This window comes from Leucogemmata humicola (assembly GCF_055379415.1).
In genome coordinates, this window is the sequence record NZ_AP040875.1 from 2,304,579 (window position 1) to 2,318,558 (window position 13,980).

The 13,980-nt window shown below is 62.9% G+C and carries 14 protein-coding genes; 8 read left to right on the plus strand and 6 right to left on the minus strand.

What is annotated here, in order from left to right:
* The first annotated feature begins 68 nt into the window (after positions 1–68).
* The 7 genes from AC6H4Z_RS09565 to AC6H4Z_RS09595 all read left to right on the plus strand — a co-directional run bounded on the left by AC6H4Z_RS09565 (position 69) and on the right by AC6H4Z_RS09595 (position 6,438).
* Positions 69–590, plus strand: coding sequence for a methylated-DNA--[protein]-cysteine S-methyltransferase (locus AC6H4Z_RS09565; RefSeq protein ID WP_497546523.1), 522 nt, complete (start codon positions 69–71; stop codon positions 588–590).
* A 72-nt stretch (positions 591–662) separates the two neighbouring features.
* The gene (locus AC6H4Z_RS09570; RefSeq protein ID WP_497546524.1) at positions 663–995 is read left to right on the plus strand and encodes a PadR family transcriptional regulator; all 333 of its coding nucleotides are present in this window, start codon (positions 663–665) and stop codon (positions 993–995) included.
* A 6-nt stretch (positions 996–1,001) separates the two neighbouring features.
* The gene (locus AC6H4Z_RS09575; RefSeq protein ID WP_497546525.1) at positions 1,002–3,629 is read left to right on the plus strand and encodes an ADOP family duplicated permease; all 2,628 of its coding nucleotides are present in this window, start codon (positions 1,002–1,004) and stop codon (positions 3,627–3,629) included.
* Positions 3,630–3,727: 98 nt separating this feature from the next.
* Complete coding sequence (locus AC6H4Z_RS09580) at positions 3,728–4,303, plus strand: SET domain-containing protein (RefSeq protein WP_497546526.1); 576 nt, start codon at positions 3,728–3,730, stop codon at positions 4,301–4,303.
* Positions 4,304–4,451: 148 nt separating this feature from the next.
* Entirely contained in the window at positions 4,452–4,721 is a 270-nt protein-coding gene (locus tag AC6H4Z_RS09585) for a hypothetical protein (protein WP_497546527.1), read from the plus strand.
* Positions 4,722–4,810: 89 nt separating this feature from the next.
* Positions 4,811–5,296, plus strand: a complete 486-nt coding sequence (locus AC6H4Z_RS09590; protein ID WP_497546528.1) for a molybdopterin-dependent oxidoreductase — start codon at positions 4,811–4,813, stop codon at positions 5,294–5,296.
* A complete protein-coding gene (locus AC6H4Z_RS09595) occupies positions 5,293–6,438 on the plus strand; it encodes an MbnH family di-heme enzyme (protein WP_497546529.1) in 1,146 nt (381 codons plus the stop codon). The genes AC6H4Z_RS09590 and AC6H4Z_RS09595 overlap by 4 nt, the downstream gene beginning before the upstream one ends.
* Here AC6H4Z_RS09595 and AC6H4Z_RS09600 read toward each other — a convergent pair.
* The 4 genes from AC6H4Z_RS09600 to AC6H4Z_RS09615 are packed head-to-tail and all read right to left on the minus strand — an operon-like array spanning position 6,353 to position 11,159.
* A complete protein-coding gene (locus tag AC6H4Z_RS09600) occupies positions 6,353–7,066 on the minus strand; it encodes a hypothetical protein (protein WP_497546530.1) in 714 nt (237 codons plus the stop codon). The two genes, AC6H4Z_RS09595 and AC6H4Z_RS09600, sit on opposite strands and share 86 nt — an antisense overlap.
* On the minus strand, positions 7,063–8,166 hold the full coding sequence (locus tag AC6H4Z_RS09605; protein ID WP_497546531.1) for a PQQ-dependent sugar dehydrogenase: 1,104 nt from the start codon (positions 8,164–8,166) through the stop codon (positions 7,063–7,065). Before AC6H4Z_RS09605 ends, AC6H4Z_RS09600 begins: the two co-directional genes overlap by 4 nt.
* Positions 8,156–10,834: an ABC transporter permease gene (locus AC6H4Z_RS09610; RefSeq protein ID WP_497546532.1), complete on the minus strand. Its 2,679-nt coding sequence runs from the start codon at positions 10,832–10,834 to the stop codon at positions 8,156–8,158. Before AC6H4Z_RS09610 ends, AC6H4Z_RS09605 begins: the two co-directional genes overlap by 11 nt.
* Positions 10,827–11,159, minus strand: coding sequence for a PadR family transcriptional regulator (locus AC6H4Z_RS09615; RefSeq protein ID WP_497546533.1), 333 nt, complete (start codon positions 11,157–11,159; stop codon positions 10,827–10,829). The genes AC6H4Z_RS09610 and AC6H4Z_RS09615 overlap by 8 nt, the downstream gene beginning before the upstream one ends.
* Positions 11,160–11,373: 214 nt before the next feature.
* On the opposite strand from AC6H4Z_RS09615, the gene AC6H4Z_RS09620 reads away from it, so the two are divergent.
* On the plus strand, positions 11,374–12,858 hold the full coding sequence (locus AC6H4Z_RS09620) for a serine hydrolase domain-containing protein (protein ID WP_497546534.1): 1,485 nt from the start codon (positions 11,374–11,376) through the stop codon (positions 12,856–12,858).
* Between the two features lie 57 nt (positions 12,859–12,915).
* On the opposite strand, the gene AC6H4Z_RS09625 is transcribed toward AC6H4Z_RS09620, so the two are convergent.
* Together AC6H4Z_RS09625 and AC6H4Z_RS09630 are read right to left on the minus strand one after the other, a co-directional pair.
* Positions 12,916–13,200 carry a hypothetical protein gene (locus tag AC6H4Z_RS09625; protein ID WP_497546535.1) on the minus strand — a complete coding sequence of 95 codons (285 nt, stop codon included), beginning with the start codon at positions 13,198–13,200 and terminating at the stop codon, positions 12,916–12,918.
* Between the two features lie 183 nt (positions 13,201–13,383).
* Positions 13,384–13,869: a hypothetical protein gene (locus tag AC6H4Z_RS09630; RefSeq protein ID WP_497546536.1), complete on the minus strand. Its 486-nt coding sequence runs from the start codon at positions 13,867–13,869 to the stop codon at positions 13,384–13,386.
* Between the last annotated feature and the right edge of the window lie 111 nt (positions 13,870–13,980).

The following is a 13,980-nucleotide window of genomic DNA, read 5'->3' on the forward strand; positions in this document are numbered from 1 at the left end:
GGTGCCGGCCCTTACCTTTCAGGTCGTCCACTGCCAACGGCCCGCATCCCGACCTTTCGCGACCTGGTATGAAGCACGCCGCTCTGAGCACAACCAAAGAGTATTTCGCGACAGTCGTCGACTCGCCAGTCGGCAAGCTTACGCTTGTCGCGGCTGGCGACGCGCTGACGGCGATTCTGTGGGACAACGACCGACCGCACGGGATTCCGCTGGATCTGGTGAACACGCAGCCAGACCATCCCGTGCTCGTCGATACGGCGCGGCAGCTCGAGGAATACTTCTCCGGCGCGCGCACGCGCTTCGACGTGCCATTGGATTTGGTCGGGACGGAATTTCAGCGCAAAGTCTGGAACGCGCTGCTCACCATTCCCTTCGGCGAAACTCGCTCCTACGGGCAGATCGCAACGCAGATCGGACATGCGGATGCTGTTCGTGCCGTCGGCGCGGCCAACGGACGAAATCCGATCTCGATCATCGTGCCCTGTCACCGCGTGATCGGCTCGACGGGGAAGCTGACAGGTTTCGGCGGCGGGCTGCCGGCCAAGGCGCATTTGCTCAGCCTCGAAGGCGCGTATCCTCCGCTCCTCTAGTCGCCTGTGTTCCTATTGACAATCTAGAGGACCGCCCGTAGACTGGCTCCTATTGCCGATCTAGAGGAGCCGATGGCCGAGCGGAAAACGGATCTGTTGCAGGGAACCCTCGACTTGATCGTGCTCAAGATGCTGCGCGCCGGTCCGGCGAACGGCTGGGACCTGACGCAATCCATTCAGGTCGTCTCCAAGGGAACGCTCGACGTCAACTACGGATCCCTCTATCCCGCGCTCCGTCGTCTCGAGGCGCACGGATGGATCAAGGGCCGTTGGGGAATGTCCGAGAACAATCGGCGCGCGCGTTTCTACGATCTCACATCATCTGGCGCGACGCAGCTCGACGCGGAGCGACGCGACTGGGAGCGATTCCAACGCGCCCTGACGTTGATTCTTCAGACTGACTGAGTGCCGATGTTGTCCAAGATGTTGACGCGCCTCGGCGCGCTGGTCCGTCGCGAAGCGACGGATGCAGAGCTCGACGAAGAGATTCGCTATCACCTCGAGCGCGAGATCGATCGAAACGTCGCGAACGGCATGTCCGCAACAGAGGCTCGTGATGCTGCGCGCCGCGCATTCGGAAATGTGTCGGTGGCGACGGAACAGGCACGCGACGCGTCGCGCTGGCGGGCATTCGAAGAATTCCGACAGGACATCGTCTATGCGCTGCGGACGTTCCGCCGCGCGCCGACGTTCGTGCTCACCGTCGTCGTGACGATCGGTCTCGGCCTCGGCCTTCTGTGCTCGGCGTTCACGTTCTTCAACGCGTATGTCCTGCGGCCAATCGCTGTCCGCGATCCGTATTCTCTGTATGATTTGCAGTGGGCGTCCGCAAATGGCAGCGGACACCGTTTCACGTGGAACCAATTCCAGCGGCTCTCGGCGGCGAAAGAGGTATTCGCCGAGGTACACGCGTACAACAGGATTTCTCCGCGCGTCCGTGGTCGGACGACTGGCGCGCAACTCGTCAGCGGGAACTACTTCGACATGCTCGGTGTGACGCCGGCGCTGGGCCGAACGCTCGTTCCGGCTGATGCGGAGCGCGACAGAGCGAATGCCGTGATGGTGCTCAGTCACCAGACTTGGTTGGACATGTTTGGCGGCGATTCGTCGATCATCGGTAAGCGCACGAGTGTGAATGGCGTGTCGCTCGAGATCGTTGGCGTTGCGCGAAAGGGGTTTGGAGGTCTGACGGATTCGCCGTACAACTTCTGGCTGCCGATCACGATGGCTCCAGCAGTCGGGCTCGCGCCAACTCTGTTTCAGCGACGCGATACTGAAGGCGTCGGCATCGTTGCGCGATTGGCGCCGGGGGTCACTGAGGCGCGAGCAAAAACCTGGCTCCGCGAATGGCTGCGCGCAGAGACCGCGGAGCGTGCGGAGCCGGACCGTGCGCAAGGCGTTTGGCTGATGTCGAAAGCGACGTCCATTCCACCGAGCTCGGAGACAACGGGAATCTTCGCTCCGGTCATCGCGGCGTTTCTTCTCGTGATGCTCATTCCGTGCGCGAACGTCGCCAACGTAATGTTGGCGCGTGGCATGGCTCGGCAGCGCGAGATTGGGATTCGCTTGGCGTTGGGTGCCGGCCGAGCCAGAATCGTCCGACAGTTGCTGGCTGAGGCGTTGCTGCTGGCTGTGCCCGCGGGCGTCGCTGGATTGCTGCTGTCGCGATTCACGCTCTGGGGCGCGGTGAAGGTGCTGTTCGCCACCATGCCCGCGGATGCCGCGGCGTTCGTGCACCTGATTCCGCTCGACGTCGACGTCCGCGTCGTCGCCTTTGCGATGCTAACGGTCCTCGCGGCCGCCGTTGGCTTTGGTCTCGTGCCAGCCATCCAGGCGACCCGGCCGAACATCGTGCACGCGTCGCGCGGGGACTTCGATACGCCGTTCCGTCCGTCCAAATTGCGCAACGGCCTTGTCATCGCTCAAGTGGCGATGAGTGTTCTCTTACTCGTGTGCGCCGGTCTACTTCTGTCAGCCGCGCGCAACGTAGCGCGCCTCGACCCGGGCATTCGAACGACTGGCGTCATCCAGCTCGACTTGCTCCCTTCGTTTCGACAGCGCGGCCTCGACGCTCTGCGCAATGAGCCGCTGGTCCGCGAACTGGCCGGCGCGAGCGCCACGGTACTCGATGCATGCTGTCGCAAGGTCTCCGTCACGGCCGGAACTATGTCGATCTCGCGGACGAATGTGCTTTCGGTATCCGACAGCTGGTTCTCGCTGCTCGATCTGCCGATCGTTCGCGGCAGAGGCTTCACCGCAGACGAAGCGAGAGGTCGCGCTCCAGTGGCGGTCATCAGCCAATCGGCGGCAGCTCGTCTCTGGCCCGGGCGCGACCCCATTGGTGAAGCGCTGACGATTCCGCCGACGGATCCGGAAGCGCGCGCCCTCGAATCGTATCGCAACGCGCGCGTGATCGGCGTTGCGCGAGACGCGGTTGTCGGATGGGTAGGGCAGGACAGAAGCACCCCGGTGGTGTTCTTCCCCGAGCCACTCGACTCGAGTACGGCCCACCTCGTGGTTCGCGTGTCTGGTGACGCGGCGGCTGCGAAGGTAACGCTCGATCGAATGCTTGCGACCGTAGATTCCGCGGCCGTGGTCCAGATCCATACGCTCGACGACGCAGCCGCCCTTCAGGGATATCCATTTCGCGCGATGTATTGGGTTGCGTCGGCGCTGGGTGTCATTGCCTTGGTTCTGACGCTGATCGGCGTCTACGGAGTCGTGTCGTACCTCGTCGTACAGCGCCGCCGCGAATTCGGAATTCGGCTCGCACTCGGTGCCGCAAAGCAAACGCTCATCGCCCTCGTGCTCCGGGATGCGATGCGTCTGGCGGCGCTCGGATTGACGGTCGGCGTCGCACTAGCGCTCGGGGTGTCGCGCCTCTTCGCCAGCTTCATTCCGGGTCTCGACACGTACGATCCTATTGGATATCTCATCGGGATCGGGCTCGTGCTCGTCGCATGCGTCATCGCGACGCTTGGTCCATCACGCCGAGCGGGCTCGATCGATCCGGTAGAGGCGCTGCGCGCAGACTCGTAGCGGTGGCGTTTCTGAAATAGGTTTACCGCACGCCAACGCAACCGCCTCCGATCTAGATTGGAGTCTGCTGTTCTCGCGGCCCTCGCTCCCCTATCGACATGGCGACTCAGCGCAAACACGTGACGAAGAAATCAGTTCGCAAGAAGTCCGAGCAGGTCGCGCGGAAGTCGTCGCCAGTCCCTCGGGCCAGGCGCTCTCCCGCGGGGAGGCCTGGCCCTGTGAATCAGTGGATGGAACTCCGCGGCTCTCCAATCGACGGACTCGGGGCATTCGCGGCGAGGGACATTCCCAAGGGCACGCGTGTGATCGAGTATGCGGGCCAGCGAATCTCCAACGCGCTTCTCGAACGGCGATACGGCGATGAGTCGTCGGATAAGCATCATACGTTCATCTTCATTCTGTCGAGCCGAACGTGTATCGACGCGGCGTACAATGGGAACGAGGCGCGCTTCGTCAATCACTCATGCGAGCCGAATTGCGAAACGACGATGCGAGGCAGTCGCATCTGGATCGAAGCGATCAAGGACATTCCCGCAGGGACCGAGCTTGCGTACGACTATATGTACGACGACGATCCGGCATACACAGAGAAGGATCTGCTGTTTCAAGCCTGTCGATGTGGCTCGGCGATGTGTCGCGGCACGATCGTCAATACAGACCGGCTCCGGAAGTAACGTCTCGGCGACAAACGGCATCGAACTAGCAACCGTTCAGGTCGCTAGAGAGATTAGAACTGTCTAATGTAACCGCGCGCGCCTATAGCTCGTCCACGAATTTGTAGCCACCAATTCTACACTTTCGGATGAGCAGTAGAGCCATCTAATGGAATTCCTCAAGAGATTCGCGCGCGCGCTCGAACCGTACGGAGACTACGCACACTCGCGCCTTCGTCGCTTCCTCGTGCCGCTCCTCGCCATCATCGTCGGGTATACGCTCGGTTATCAGGACGCCTTTCGCGGACCGGCCTCGCTCGGATGGAAGCTCAGCGAGTGGGTGGACAAGTTCACGCCGGAATCCGTCATCGACGCGCGGAAGCGCAACGCCGAGGCGATTCGGGCGCGGGCGCAGGAAGGGTTGGCCCTGCCGCAGTAGGGCCGGGGCGCTCGCGGGTCGCGAAATTGGGTGAAGCGATATATTCGTTACGGTATATCGACTCCACATCGACCACAGGTCGGTCTCGAATGAAGCGATTCCTCCTCTGCGTCGCGTTGGCTTTCGCCACGCCGCTCGTTGCTCAGCAGCCCACGCCGTCCCTCGCGGTCACCGGAGCAGTCACTCAGCCGCTGACGCTGACCGCTACTGATCTGGCGGCGATGCCTCGTGCAACGGTCTCGACGAACAGCAATGGCATCGCGACGACGTACGAAGGTGTGTGGATCAGCGACGTCCTGAAAAAGGCTGGCTTGCCGCTCGGATCTGGGATGCGCGGTGCGGCCCTTTCGTACTACGTCGTCGCATCGGCGTCCGACGGCTATCAGGTCCTCTTCTCGCTCGGCGAGCTCGATCCGGATATGACCGACGGCCAGTTCCTCCTCGCCGACAAGGCGAACGGAAAGCCGCTGTTCGGTGAGAATGGTGCGTTTAGGCTGGTCGTGCCAAAAGACAAGCGCGGCGCGCGGTCGATTCGAATGCTCACGGCGCTGAACGTCGTACAGGTCAAGAAATGAGGGGCAGGTGGGCGCCGATCGTCGCGCTCGTATCGGTCGCGCTGCTTGGTGGCGCAGTCGTGCAGGAGTCGGCGTTCCAGTGGGACATTCCGGCGCCTTTTCCAAAGCCACCGGTGCCGTCGGACAATCCGATGAGCGCCGCGAAGGTCGAGCTCGGGCGACGGTTGTTCTACGACAATAGGATGTCCGTCACGCGCGATCACTCGTGCGCCAGCTGCCACCGTCAGGAGTTGGCGTTCACCGACGGACAGCCGCGCTCCGAGGGAGCGACCCGCGAATTGCATCCGCGCGGGAGCATGACCCTCGCGAATGTGGCGTACAATCCGGCGCTGACCTGGGCGAATCCACAGGCCACGTCGCTCGAAGATCAGATGCTCGTGCCGATGCTCGGCGACGATCCCGTAGAGTTAGGACTCGGTGGGAACGAAGCACGGTTTCTCGGCGAGGTCAGTCGCGACACCCTGTATCGCAGGCTGTTCGCGCGCGCCTTTCCCGATGGCGCCAACCGCTACTCGATGACGAATGTCACGCGCGCGATTGCCGCATTCGAGCGGACGATGATCTCGATGCGCTCGGCGTACGATCGATACCGATATGGCGGCGACCAGACCGCCATTTCCGAATCGGCCAAGCGCGGGGAGGCGTTTTTCTTTTCTGGCCAGCATGGCGGCTGCTTCCAATGCCACGGCGGCTGGAACTTTAACGGCGACGTTCGCTACGAAGGCCGGCCTGACGTTCGAGCGGCATTCTTCAATACGGGCTTGTACAACATCGCTGGCGAGTTTTCATATCCGTCGCCAAATACCGGAGTTCATCAGATCACACACCGCGCGGAAGACATCGGAAAGTTTCGAGTGCCGACGCTGCGCAACGTGGCGGTGACCGCTCCCTATATGCACGACGGCAGCATTGCCACGCTCGGAGAGGTCCTCGATCACTATGCGGCAGGTGGCCGCACGATCACAACGGGTGCGCGCGCGGGCGTCGGGCACGACAATCCGAACAAGGCGCCGAACGTACATGGATTCTCAATGACCGCGGCCGAGAAACGCGATCTCATCGCGTTTCTCGAGACCTTGACCGATAGTGCGTTCCTGCGGAATCCCGCGCTATCGAATCCCTGGAAGCCGCTGCCGCCGTGAGGGCGAAGATCACCATCGTGATGCACCACAGCATCCACCCGTGGCGCGCGATCGGAAGTTGATCGGCCCGGGAACTGATATGGCCATCGTGAAGCCGGAGTTCTTCGACTGCCCAGGACCACCATTGGGCGACCGCCAGCCCAGCGCCGGCAGCAAGCGGCGTTAGCACGGCAAGCAGAACAATCGCGATCGCGCGATCTTCCGGGTCGAAACGGCTCCCCACGCGTTGGGCGACGTAACGACTGACGACGACGAACAACACCGTCATCGGGAGGAACACTGCCGCGAGATCGACCCACAGCTCGCGCGATCCTATCAGCGCCTGAACCTCGTCGGCAGACGCGCCGTGCAGCACCATGATTGTGCGCATCGACTGCGACGTACACTCCGATCGCAATCGACTGTGCATGGGCGTGTTGACGTGCCCGGCGACGGCGTCGGCGTGGCGAATGCCGAGTTCTTGCCCGAGTCGAACGTCATCGACCAAATGCGCTCGCCTAGCCGGGGCACCAGGCTGTGAGAGTGCTGCGGAGTCTCCCGTCCAAATGCACGCTTCGTTGAGTCGCTCTGTCGGAATGCAGCCGATCGCGAGAAGACAGAGACCGACAACGAATATGCGATGTATCACTGCGTCGCCCCTCGAAACCGGAGTCGCAGAATCTTGTCGTCGCCTTTCCGCGGTCGGCCGCGACCGTCGCGATTGCTCGTGCTGACGTACACGCTGCCGTTCGGCCCCGCTATCACGTCGCGAAGACGCCCATAGCCGACAAGAACCGAGTCATCCGCCACGGAGATGTGATCGCCATCAATTGCGAGGCGGATCAGCCGCCCGCTGAGAGTCGCCACCAGCATAGAGTGCTGCGCGGATGCACTGTCGCCGACGAAGAGTGCGCCGGTGGGCGCGACATGAAACACTAAGGCCGGGTCGACGAATCGCGAATCGCCGGCTTTCCCTTGGACATTCGGCCAGCCGTAGTTTCCTCCGCGAACGAGAATGTTGATCTCGTCGATGACGCTGTCGCCGTGTTCAGTGAGGTAAGCGGTACCGGATCGCGAATCCCACGCGAGTCCCTGCGGGTTGCGATGCCCGCGAGACCAAACCGGAGAGCCCGGCGTTGGATTGTCAGACGGAATGGAGCCGTCGCGGTTGATGCGCAGAACCTTGCCAGCGAGTGACGAGAGATCCTGCGCCGGTGCTTTGCGATAAGCGTCGCCGGTCGTGACGTACAGCTTTCTGTCTGGCCCAACCTTCACTCGGCAACCGTTGTGATAGTTGCCGCCGGGAATTCCATCGACGAGAATCGTCAAGTCTTCGCCACGGCCATTGTGTTCGCGCAGTCTCGCGACGCGATTCACGAACGTTCCGGATTCCGATCGCTGGGTATAGCAGAAATAGACGTACGGCGTCGATGCAAAGTCGGGATCGAGGGCCAAGCCCATCAACCCGGTTTCCGTGTTGCTCCTAGCTCCGTCGAACGCCTGAATGTTGGCCCAAGGTTCGGCGACGAGACCGTCGTTGGCGACGACACGAATGCGTCCGGGGCGCTCCGCAACGAACAGCCGACCATCAGGCGCCAATGCCATCGACCACGGAGTCGCAAGACCAGTCGCGATCACGTCGACGTGAAGATCTCCCCGCTGCGGGGGCGACGGGTCTGGTGCACACGCAACCGTCGTCACGGCGGTCAGCACGCCGACGTGCCGAGCGACGCGGAGCTTATTCCGCACGAAGACTGCGCACGGGGTCTGATCTCGTCGCGCGCAGGGCCGGCGCCACGCACGCGGCGAGACCAGCGATCGCGAGCGTCGCAATCACGACGGCGATGATGCGGGGATCGTTCGGCTGAACTTCGAACAGCACCGCGCCGGCCAACCGTCCCACGCTGATGCCGAGGAGCGTGCCGAGCGAGACGCCGACAACGAGCTGTATGGCGCCATCACGAAACACCAACCGCACAACGTCCATCGTGGCGGCGCCGAGCGCCATGCGGATTCCCATCTCGCGTTCGCGTCGGCTGACGGAGAAGGCGAGCACCGCGTACAGACCGATCGCGGCTAGCGCGAGCGCGACGATGCCGAACACGACGAACAGGCCGCCGAATACACGTACGTCCCATCTGGCCAACGCCAGAGCGTCCGTCATCGGTGACAGCGCAAAGACCGGAAGATCAGGGTCGAGCGATGCGATCAACGAACGCAGCGGCTGTGCGAGTGCCGTTGGATCGCCATCGGTGCGAATGGAGATCGTCGCAGCGGCGTTCGACTGCTGTCGGAACGAAGTGAGCATCTCGGCGGGCCAAGGCGTTTTCCGATTGATCGAACCCTGGTCAGTCGCGTAGAGATTCGGCATGACGCCGACGATCGTCACCCAAGTCGCGACCGAATCCTCCGGCGTGATGTTGACTCGTCGGCCGATCGGATCCAAGTCGCGGAATTGCAGGTCGGCGAACCGCTGATTGATCACCGCGACCGGCAGCGCACCTGCGCGATCTTCGACGCCAATCGCTCGGCCGCGCGATACGTTGATGTCGAACGTCTTGAAGAACTGGGGCGACACCGCAAGATGTCGAGTCGCTGGAAAGCTGTGCGGGCGAGAGTAATCGCGTCCTTCGATGGCGATGGCGCGTCCGCTCCATCCGCTTCCGAGCGGATTCGAGCTGAGCGCGGCCGAGTTCGCGCCGGGAAGGCGCGAGAGTTCGTCCTCGACGCGATCAAAGAAGGCCGCTTGCTTCGCTGAGTCGCGAACGGAGAGAGCGACTCGTCCAGTGAGGATTCCTGCCGTGCGAAAGCCGGGTTCGATCGAACGGAGATTGAGGACGCTCTTGGTGGTCAGCGCAGCGACGACCAGCAGCGTGGATGCGAGTACGAGCTCGAATACGACGAGACCGCGACTCAGCTTGCCGCCGCGGAGCGAGGACGCTCCGAGCGACTGATCCTTCAGGACGTCGGCAACGTCGCTTCTGGATGCGACGAGGGCCGGAAGCAGTCCGGCGACAAGACTCGCCAGGAGGGCGATGAGTGCAACGAACAGAAATACTTGCGGGTGCAAACGAAAGTCCGCCCAGAACGGAGTCTGTCCCGCAATCGCGCTTCGGAATGCGGTGACTCCCGCCTGCGCGATCAACGCGCCGATGGCGGCCGAGATGACGGCTAGAACGAACGCCTCGACGAGGAATTGCCGAGCGATCGCGCCGCGGGATGCGCCGAGGGCGACGCGAACGGCGACTTCTCGCGTGCGGTGCATGGCGCGAGCGAGCAGCAAGTTGGCGACGTTCGTGCACGCGACGAGAAAGACGAGGCCAACCGCGCCGAACATCGCATACAGCAGCGCGTAGACGCGCGTTGGGATCGTCGCGCGAATGTACGGCTGCACGACAGCACGAACCCCCTTGTTCGACTCGCCGTGCTCGGCTTCGATGCGCTTGGCGATCGCGATCAGATCGGCGTTGGCTTGATTGTACGTCACACCAGCGCGCAATCGGCCGACGCCATTCATGTGCGTTCCCGCACCCCATGGCAACGCCGAGGGATTGAGCCGAAGCGGGACCCACAACTTCGTGTCGCGTGGAAACGCGAAGCGGTCGGGCATCACGCCGACGACCGTCGCCGGTTGCCCATTCACCCGCACGGCGCGCCCCACGATTCCAGAATCGCCGGAGTAATGGCCGCGCCAGAGCGAGTGAGACAGCACCACGACTAACGCACCGCTCGGGACTTCGTCTTCGGCGCGCAACGTGCGACCGAGTTCCGGACGCACCTTCGTAACCTCGAGCGCCGCGGCGGTGACTCGCGCTGCGTCGACGCGTTCGGGACGGTCGTCTCCGCTGATGTTGACCGTCATCGGCGACCACGCGCCGAAGCTCTCGAACGAACGCTGTCCGTCGCGATAGGCAAAAAAGTCGTGCATCGACAGCGAGAGTTCCGGCTCACCCTGTGATGGATTCGCTTCCATGACCATCGCAATGCGCTCGGCCTTCTCGAACGGCAGGCCGCGAATCAGCAAGGCGTAGATGACACTGAACATCACCGTCGTGAGGCCGATGCCGAGCGCCAGCGCGATCGTGGCCATTGCAGTAGTGCTGCGGCTGGTTCGCAGCGAGCGCCAGCCGAATCGAAAGTCGCGAGCGATGGCCGACCATCCACGTGCTCGGGACCGCGAGGCGTCGACCGTTGGTGACGGTCGATGCCGCGGTTCTACCGAGGCGTCGCGAAGCGCCGGATCGTTCACCTGCGCGAGAATACGATCCCGCCCCGCAGCTTCACCAATCCGCGGTTGCAGCTCGGCGAATTCCTCCTCGAGGTGCTGCTCGAGCTCATCGACGATTCCTGCTTGCTCTTCGGGCGACAGACCCCAGCCAGAGACGACGATGCGAAGTCGTGCGCGCCAATCATCCATATCGCACTCCGGTGACTTGGGCGACGGCTGCGGCAAAGGCGAGCCAGCCATCTCGTAGCTCGTCGAGTGCGCGGCGGCCAGCCGCGGTGATTGAATAGAAGCGGCGTCGCCGCTCTCCGGCCTTCTCTACCCATCGGCCCGCGATCCAGCCTCGACTCTCCATGCGATAGAGCAGGGGATAGAGCGAGGCGATGTGAAACGTCAGGACACCGTTGGACCGCGACTCGATGAGCTTGTTGAGCTCATAGCCGTGTCGTCGTTCGTGCTCGAGCAACGACAACACAAGGAATTCGGCGCTTCCTTTCTTGAGATCCGGCGCGAGCATGACGGTATATGTAGTGGTGACGTATATACGGCGCAGACGTATATGCTGTCGCCTGTCGTCGCGGGCAAGACGGGCTCCGTCGACGTAATCGACTCTTAATCCGCCACCGGTCGCGCTTGACGGCGGCTGAACCGAGTGCGAAGCTCGTCGCTTCCAGCGCGGTACGTCTGGCGCCGGCCCCATCTCGACCGTCTTCTCGATCCGGAGTTACACGATGCGCGTACGCCCGTTGCCACTTGCCGTCGCACTGTTGGCGTTCGCCGCGGCGGCGACCTCGGCGCAGCAATCGGCGACCGATCTCGATGCGACGGTCAAGCGAGTCATGGCCGAGCAGCATGTGGTTGGCGCGTCGGTACTCGTGGCGCGCGATGGTCGTGTGCTACTGCATCAAGGCTACGGCGTGGCCGACCTCGGCCTCGAGGTGCCCACGAAGAATGAAACGGTCTACCACATCGTGGGGCCGATGCTGCCATTCACGGGCGTCGCCGTGATGCAGCTCGTCGAGCGGGGCAGCATCAAGCTCGACGACGACATCTCCAAGTACATCCCGGAATTTCCGTTGCAGGGTCGGCGCGTCAGCGTGCGACAGCTACTCGACCATACCTCGGGCATCGTCGACTACCACTACCTCGGCGATCCGATCGAGGCGACGAGCCGGCAACCGAAAGCGCTCGATGAAGTGATGGCGCTTTACGCGGGAAAGACGTGGGTCAACGAACCCGGGGCCAAGTGGGACTGGTCGATCTCCGGATTCCAGCTGCTCGTCACGATCGTGGAGCGCGTGTCGGGTCAACGCTTCGCGGACTACATCCAGAAGAATCTCTTCGCGCCGGCGGGCCTCGAGCACACGACCTACTGCGACGACTACTCGCTCGTGCGCGGGCTATCGCACGCGTATCGCCGATATCAGGACGGGTTCGTGTTGGCGAACGAGAACGACATGGCGTACAACGCGGACCTTCGCATCTGCAGCACCGTCGGCGATTTCTATAAACTGTGGTCGGCGCTCAAGGCCAACAAACTGATTCGCGCCGAGACGTTCAAGATGATGGAGACGCCGCAGGGTGCGGCGGCGCACATGAGCGCAACCGATCCGAAGTCGCAATACGGCCTCGCGCTCACGATCAACCACGAGGACGATCACCGACGGTACGGGCAGAACGGCTCCCTGTTTGGATACAGTGGTAGCCTGTACGAATTCCCCGAAGACCACCTGACGATTGTGGTGTTGAGTAACACCGAGGGGCAGAACGCGTTTGCGATTTCCCGCGCGCTGTCGCGACAGATTCTCGGATTGTCGCCGCTTCCTGCCGGCCCGACGCTCGCATCCTCGCCGCGACCACTCGACGATGCGGCGACCACGCCGGCCGAGCGTCGGCAGCTCGACGGGACGTTTGTTCTCAAGCTCGATCGCTTGTCGGCAGACTTGCACGACTCGTACGCCCAATACCGCCGCACCTTTCGCGTCTTCGACGAGAACGGTCGGCTCATGATTCAGGCGCTCGGCGAAGGGCCGGAGCAGCTACTCAAGCAGTTAGACGGCAGCTTTCTTCGCCGTTCGGCGCCGCGAAATCGGGTCACGATTGCGGTTGAGAACGGTAGAGCAGCGTCGCTGAAGATCGAGTCAGCGTCGATGCCGCTTTCGGGGGCACGAGTTGGAGCCGGAGATCCGGCGACCTTTCATGCGCAGCTGAAGTAGGCCAGCGCGCGTCGAGCTGTTGTACCGCGGAGTCGCTTCTATATAGAAGCGACTCGCCTAGCTCGCGTTGGACGTGCTCGCGCGCTGGTTCGCATCGCCACGCAGACGATCCATCAGCGCTCGCATCGCACGTTTGTGCTGGATGTCGAGCACGCGGGCGTACTGACGAAGCTTCGTTGCCTCCTTCAGGATCTGGAGTGCGAGGCGTTTGTCGGTTGGACGCACCTGCGCAGCTTGATCCTCGAGTCGGTCGGCACTCGCGGCGATTTGTTCGGCGGTATCGAGAGCAAGCCGATTACGCGGCGTGAGCCTGCGCGCCTGGCGCGCGCTGTCTGAATCCATGTTCTCCTCCTTCCAGGCGAAACCCGCGACGGTGTGCCTGGTATGCGTGCGTGGCCGGGGCAGCGTCGTCCGTGCCCGTCGAGCGATCGTATTCGCTCGACGACGCGCATGCGTCAAATCGATCGCGGCAATATGATAAGTTTTATCGCAGCGGCCTGTGCGCGCGATCACGTCATGCGTTCGTTACGGACGAATCCACGGCATTCGACGGAAGATTTCTGCTTCCGTGCTGTACGTGCCGCGTTGTCTTTCGCGATTCGCGCTTTGTTCTGCAGACGTTGGTGGCAACGGCGCGGGATCGGGCGCTCGCTCACTCGTTGTGTGCGGCGCTGGCGCGGGCGTCGTTGCAACGACTGATGCGTGCGGCGCCGGAACTTCAGGCGGCGCGACTGAATGCGTTTCCGCACGCTGCGGAGCCGGATGCGACACTGGCTTCGCGACCGGCGCGTGGGTCGCGCGCGTCGGTGCTGCTTGCGGTCCACCTTCGAGTGCGGAAACGACGACCTGCGAGGGCGCAGCGTGCGGCGCCAACTCGAGGCCAGAGCCCTTTACTGCGGCAAGATCGCGCGCCAATCCATCGTCTCCCGGCGCGCTGCTCTTACTGCACGCGGCCACTGTGATGACCGCTAGTGCTCCGATGAGTCGTCCCGCGGTGTGTTTGGTTGTCATTGTGGTTCCTCCGGGGTCAACATCGTCGCAATGTTCAACACCGCGGCGGTCACAACGATCCGCCTCGACGAGCTCAGCCTTGTTACAGCGGCGGGGCGCGGCTCCCGCGCC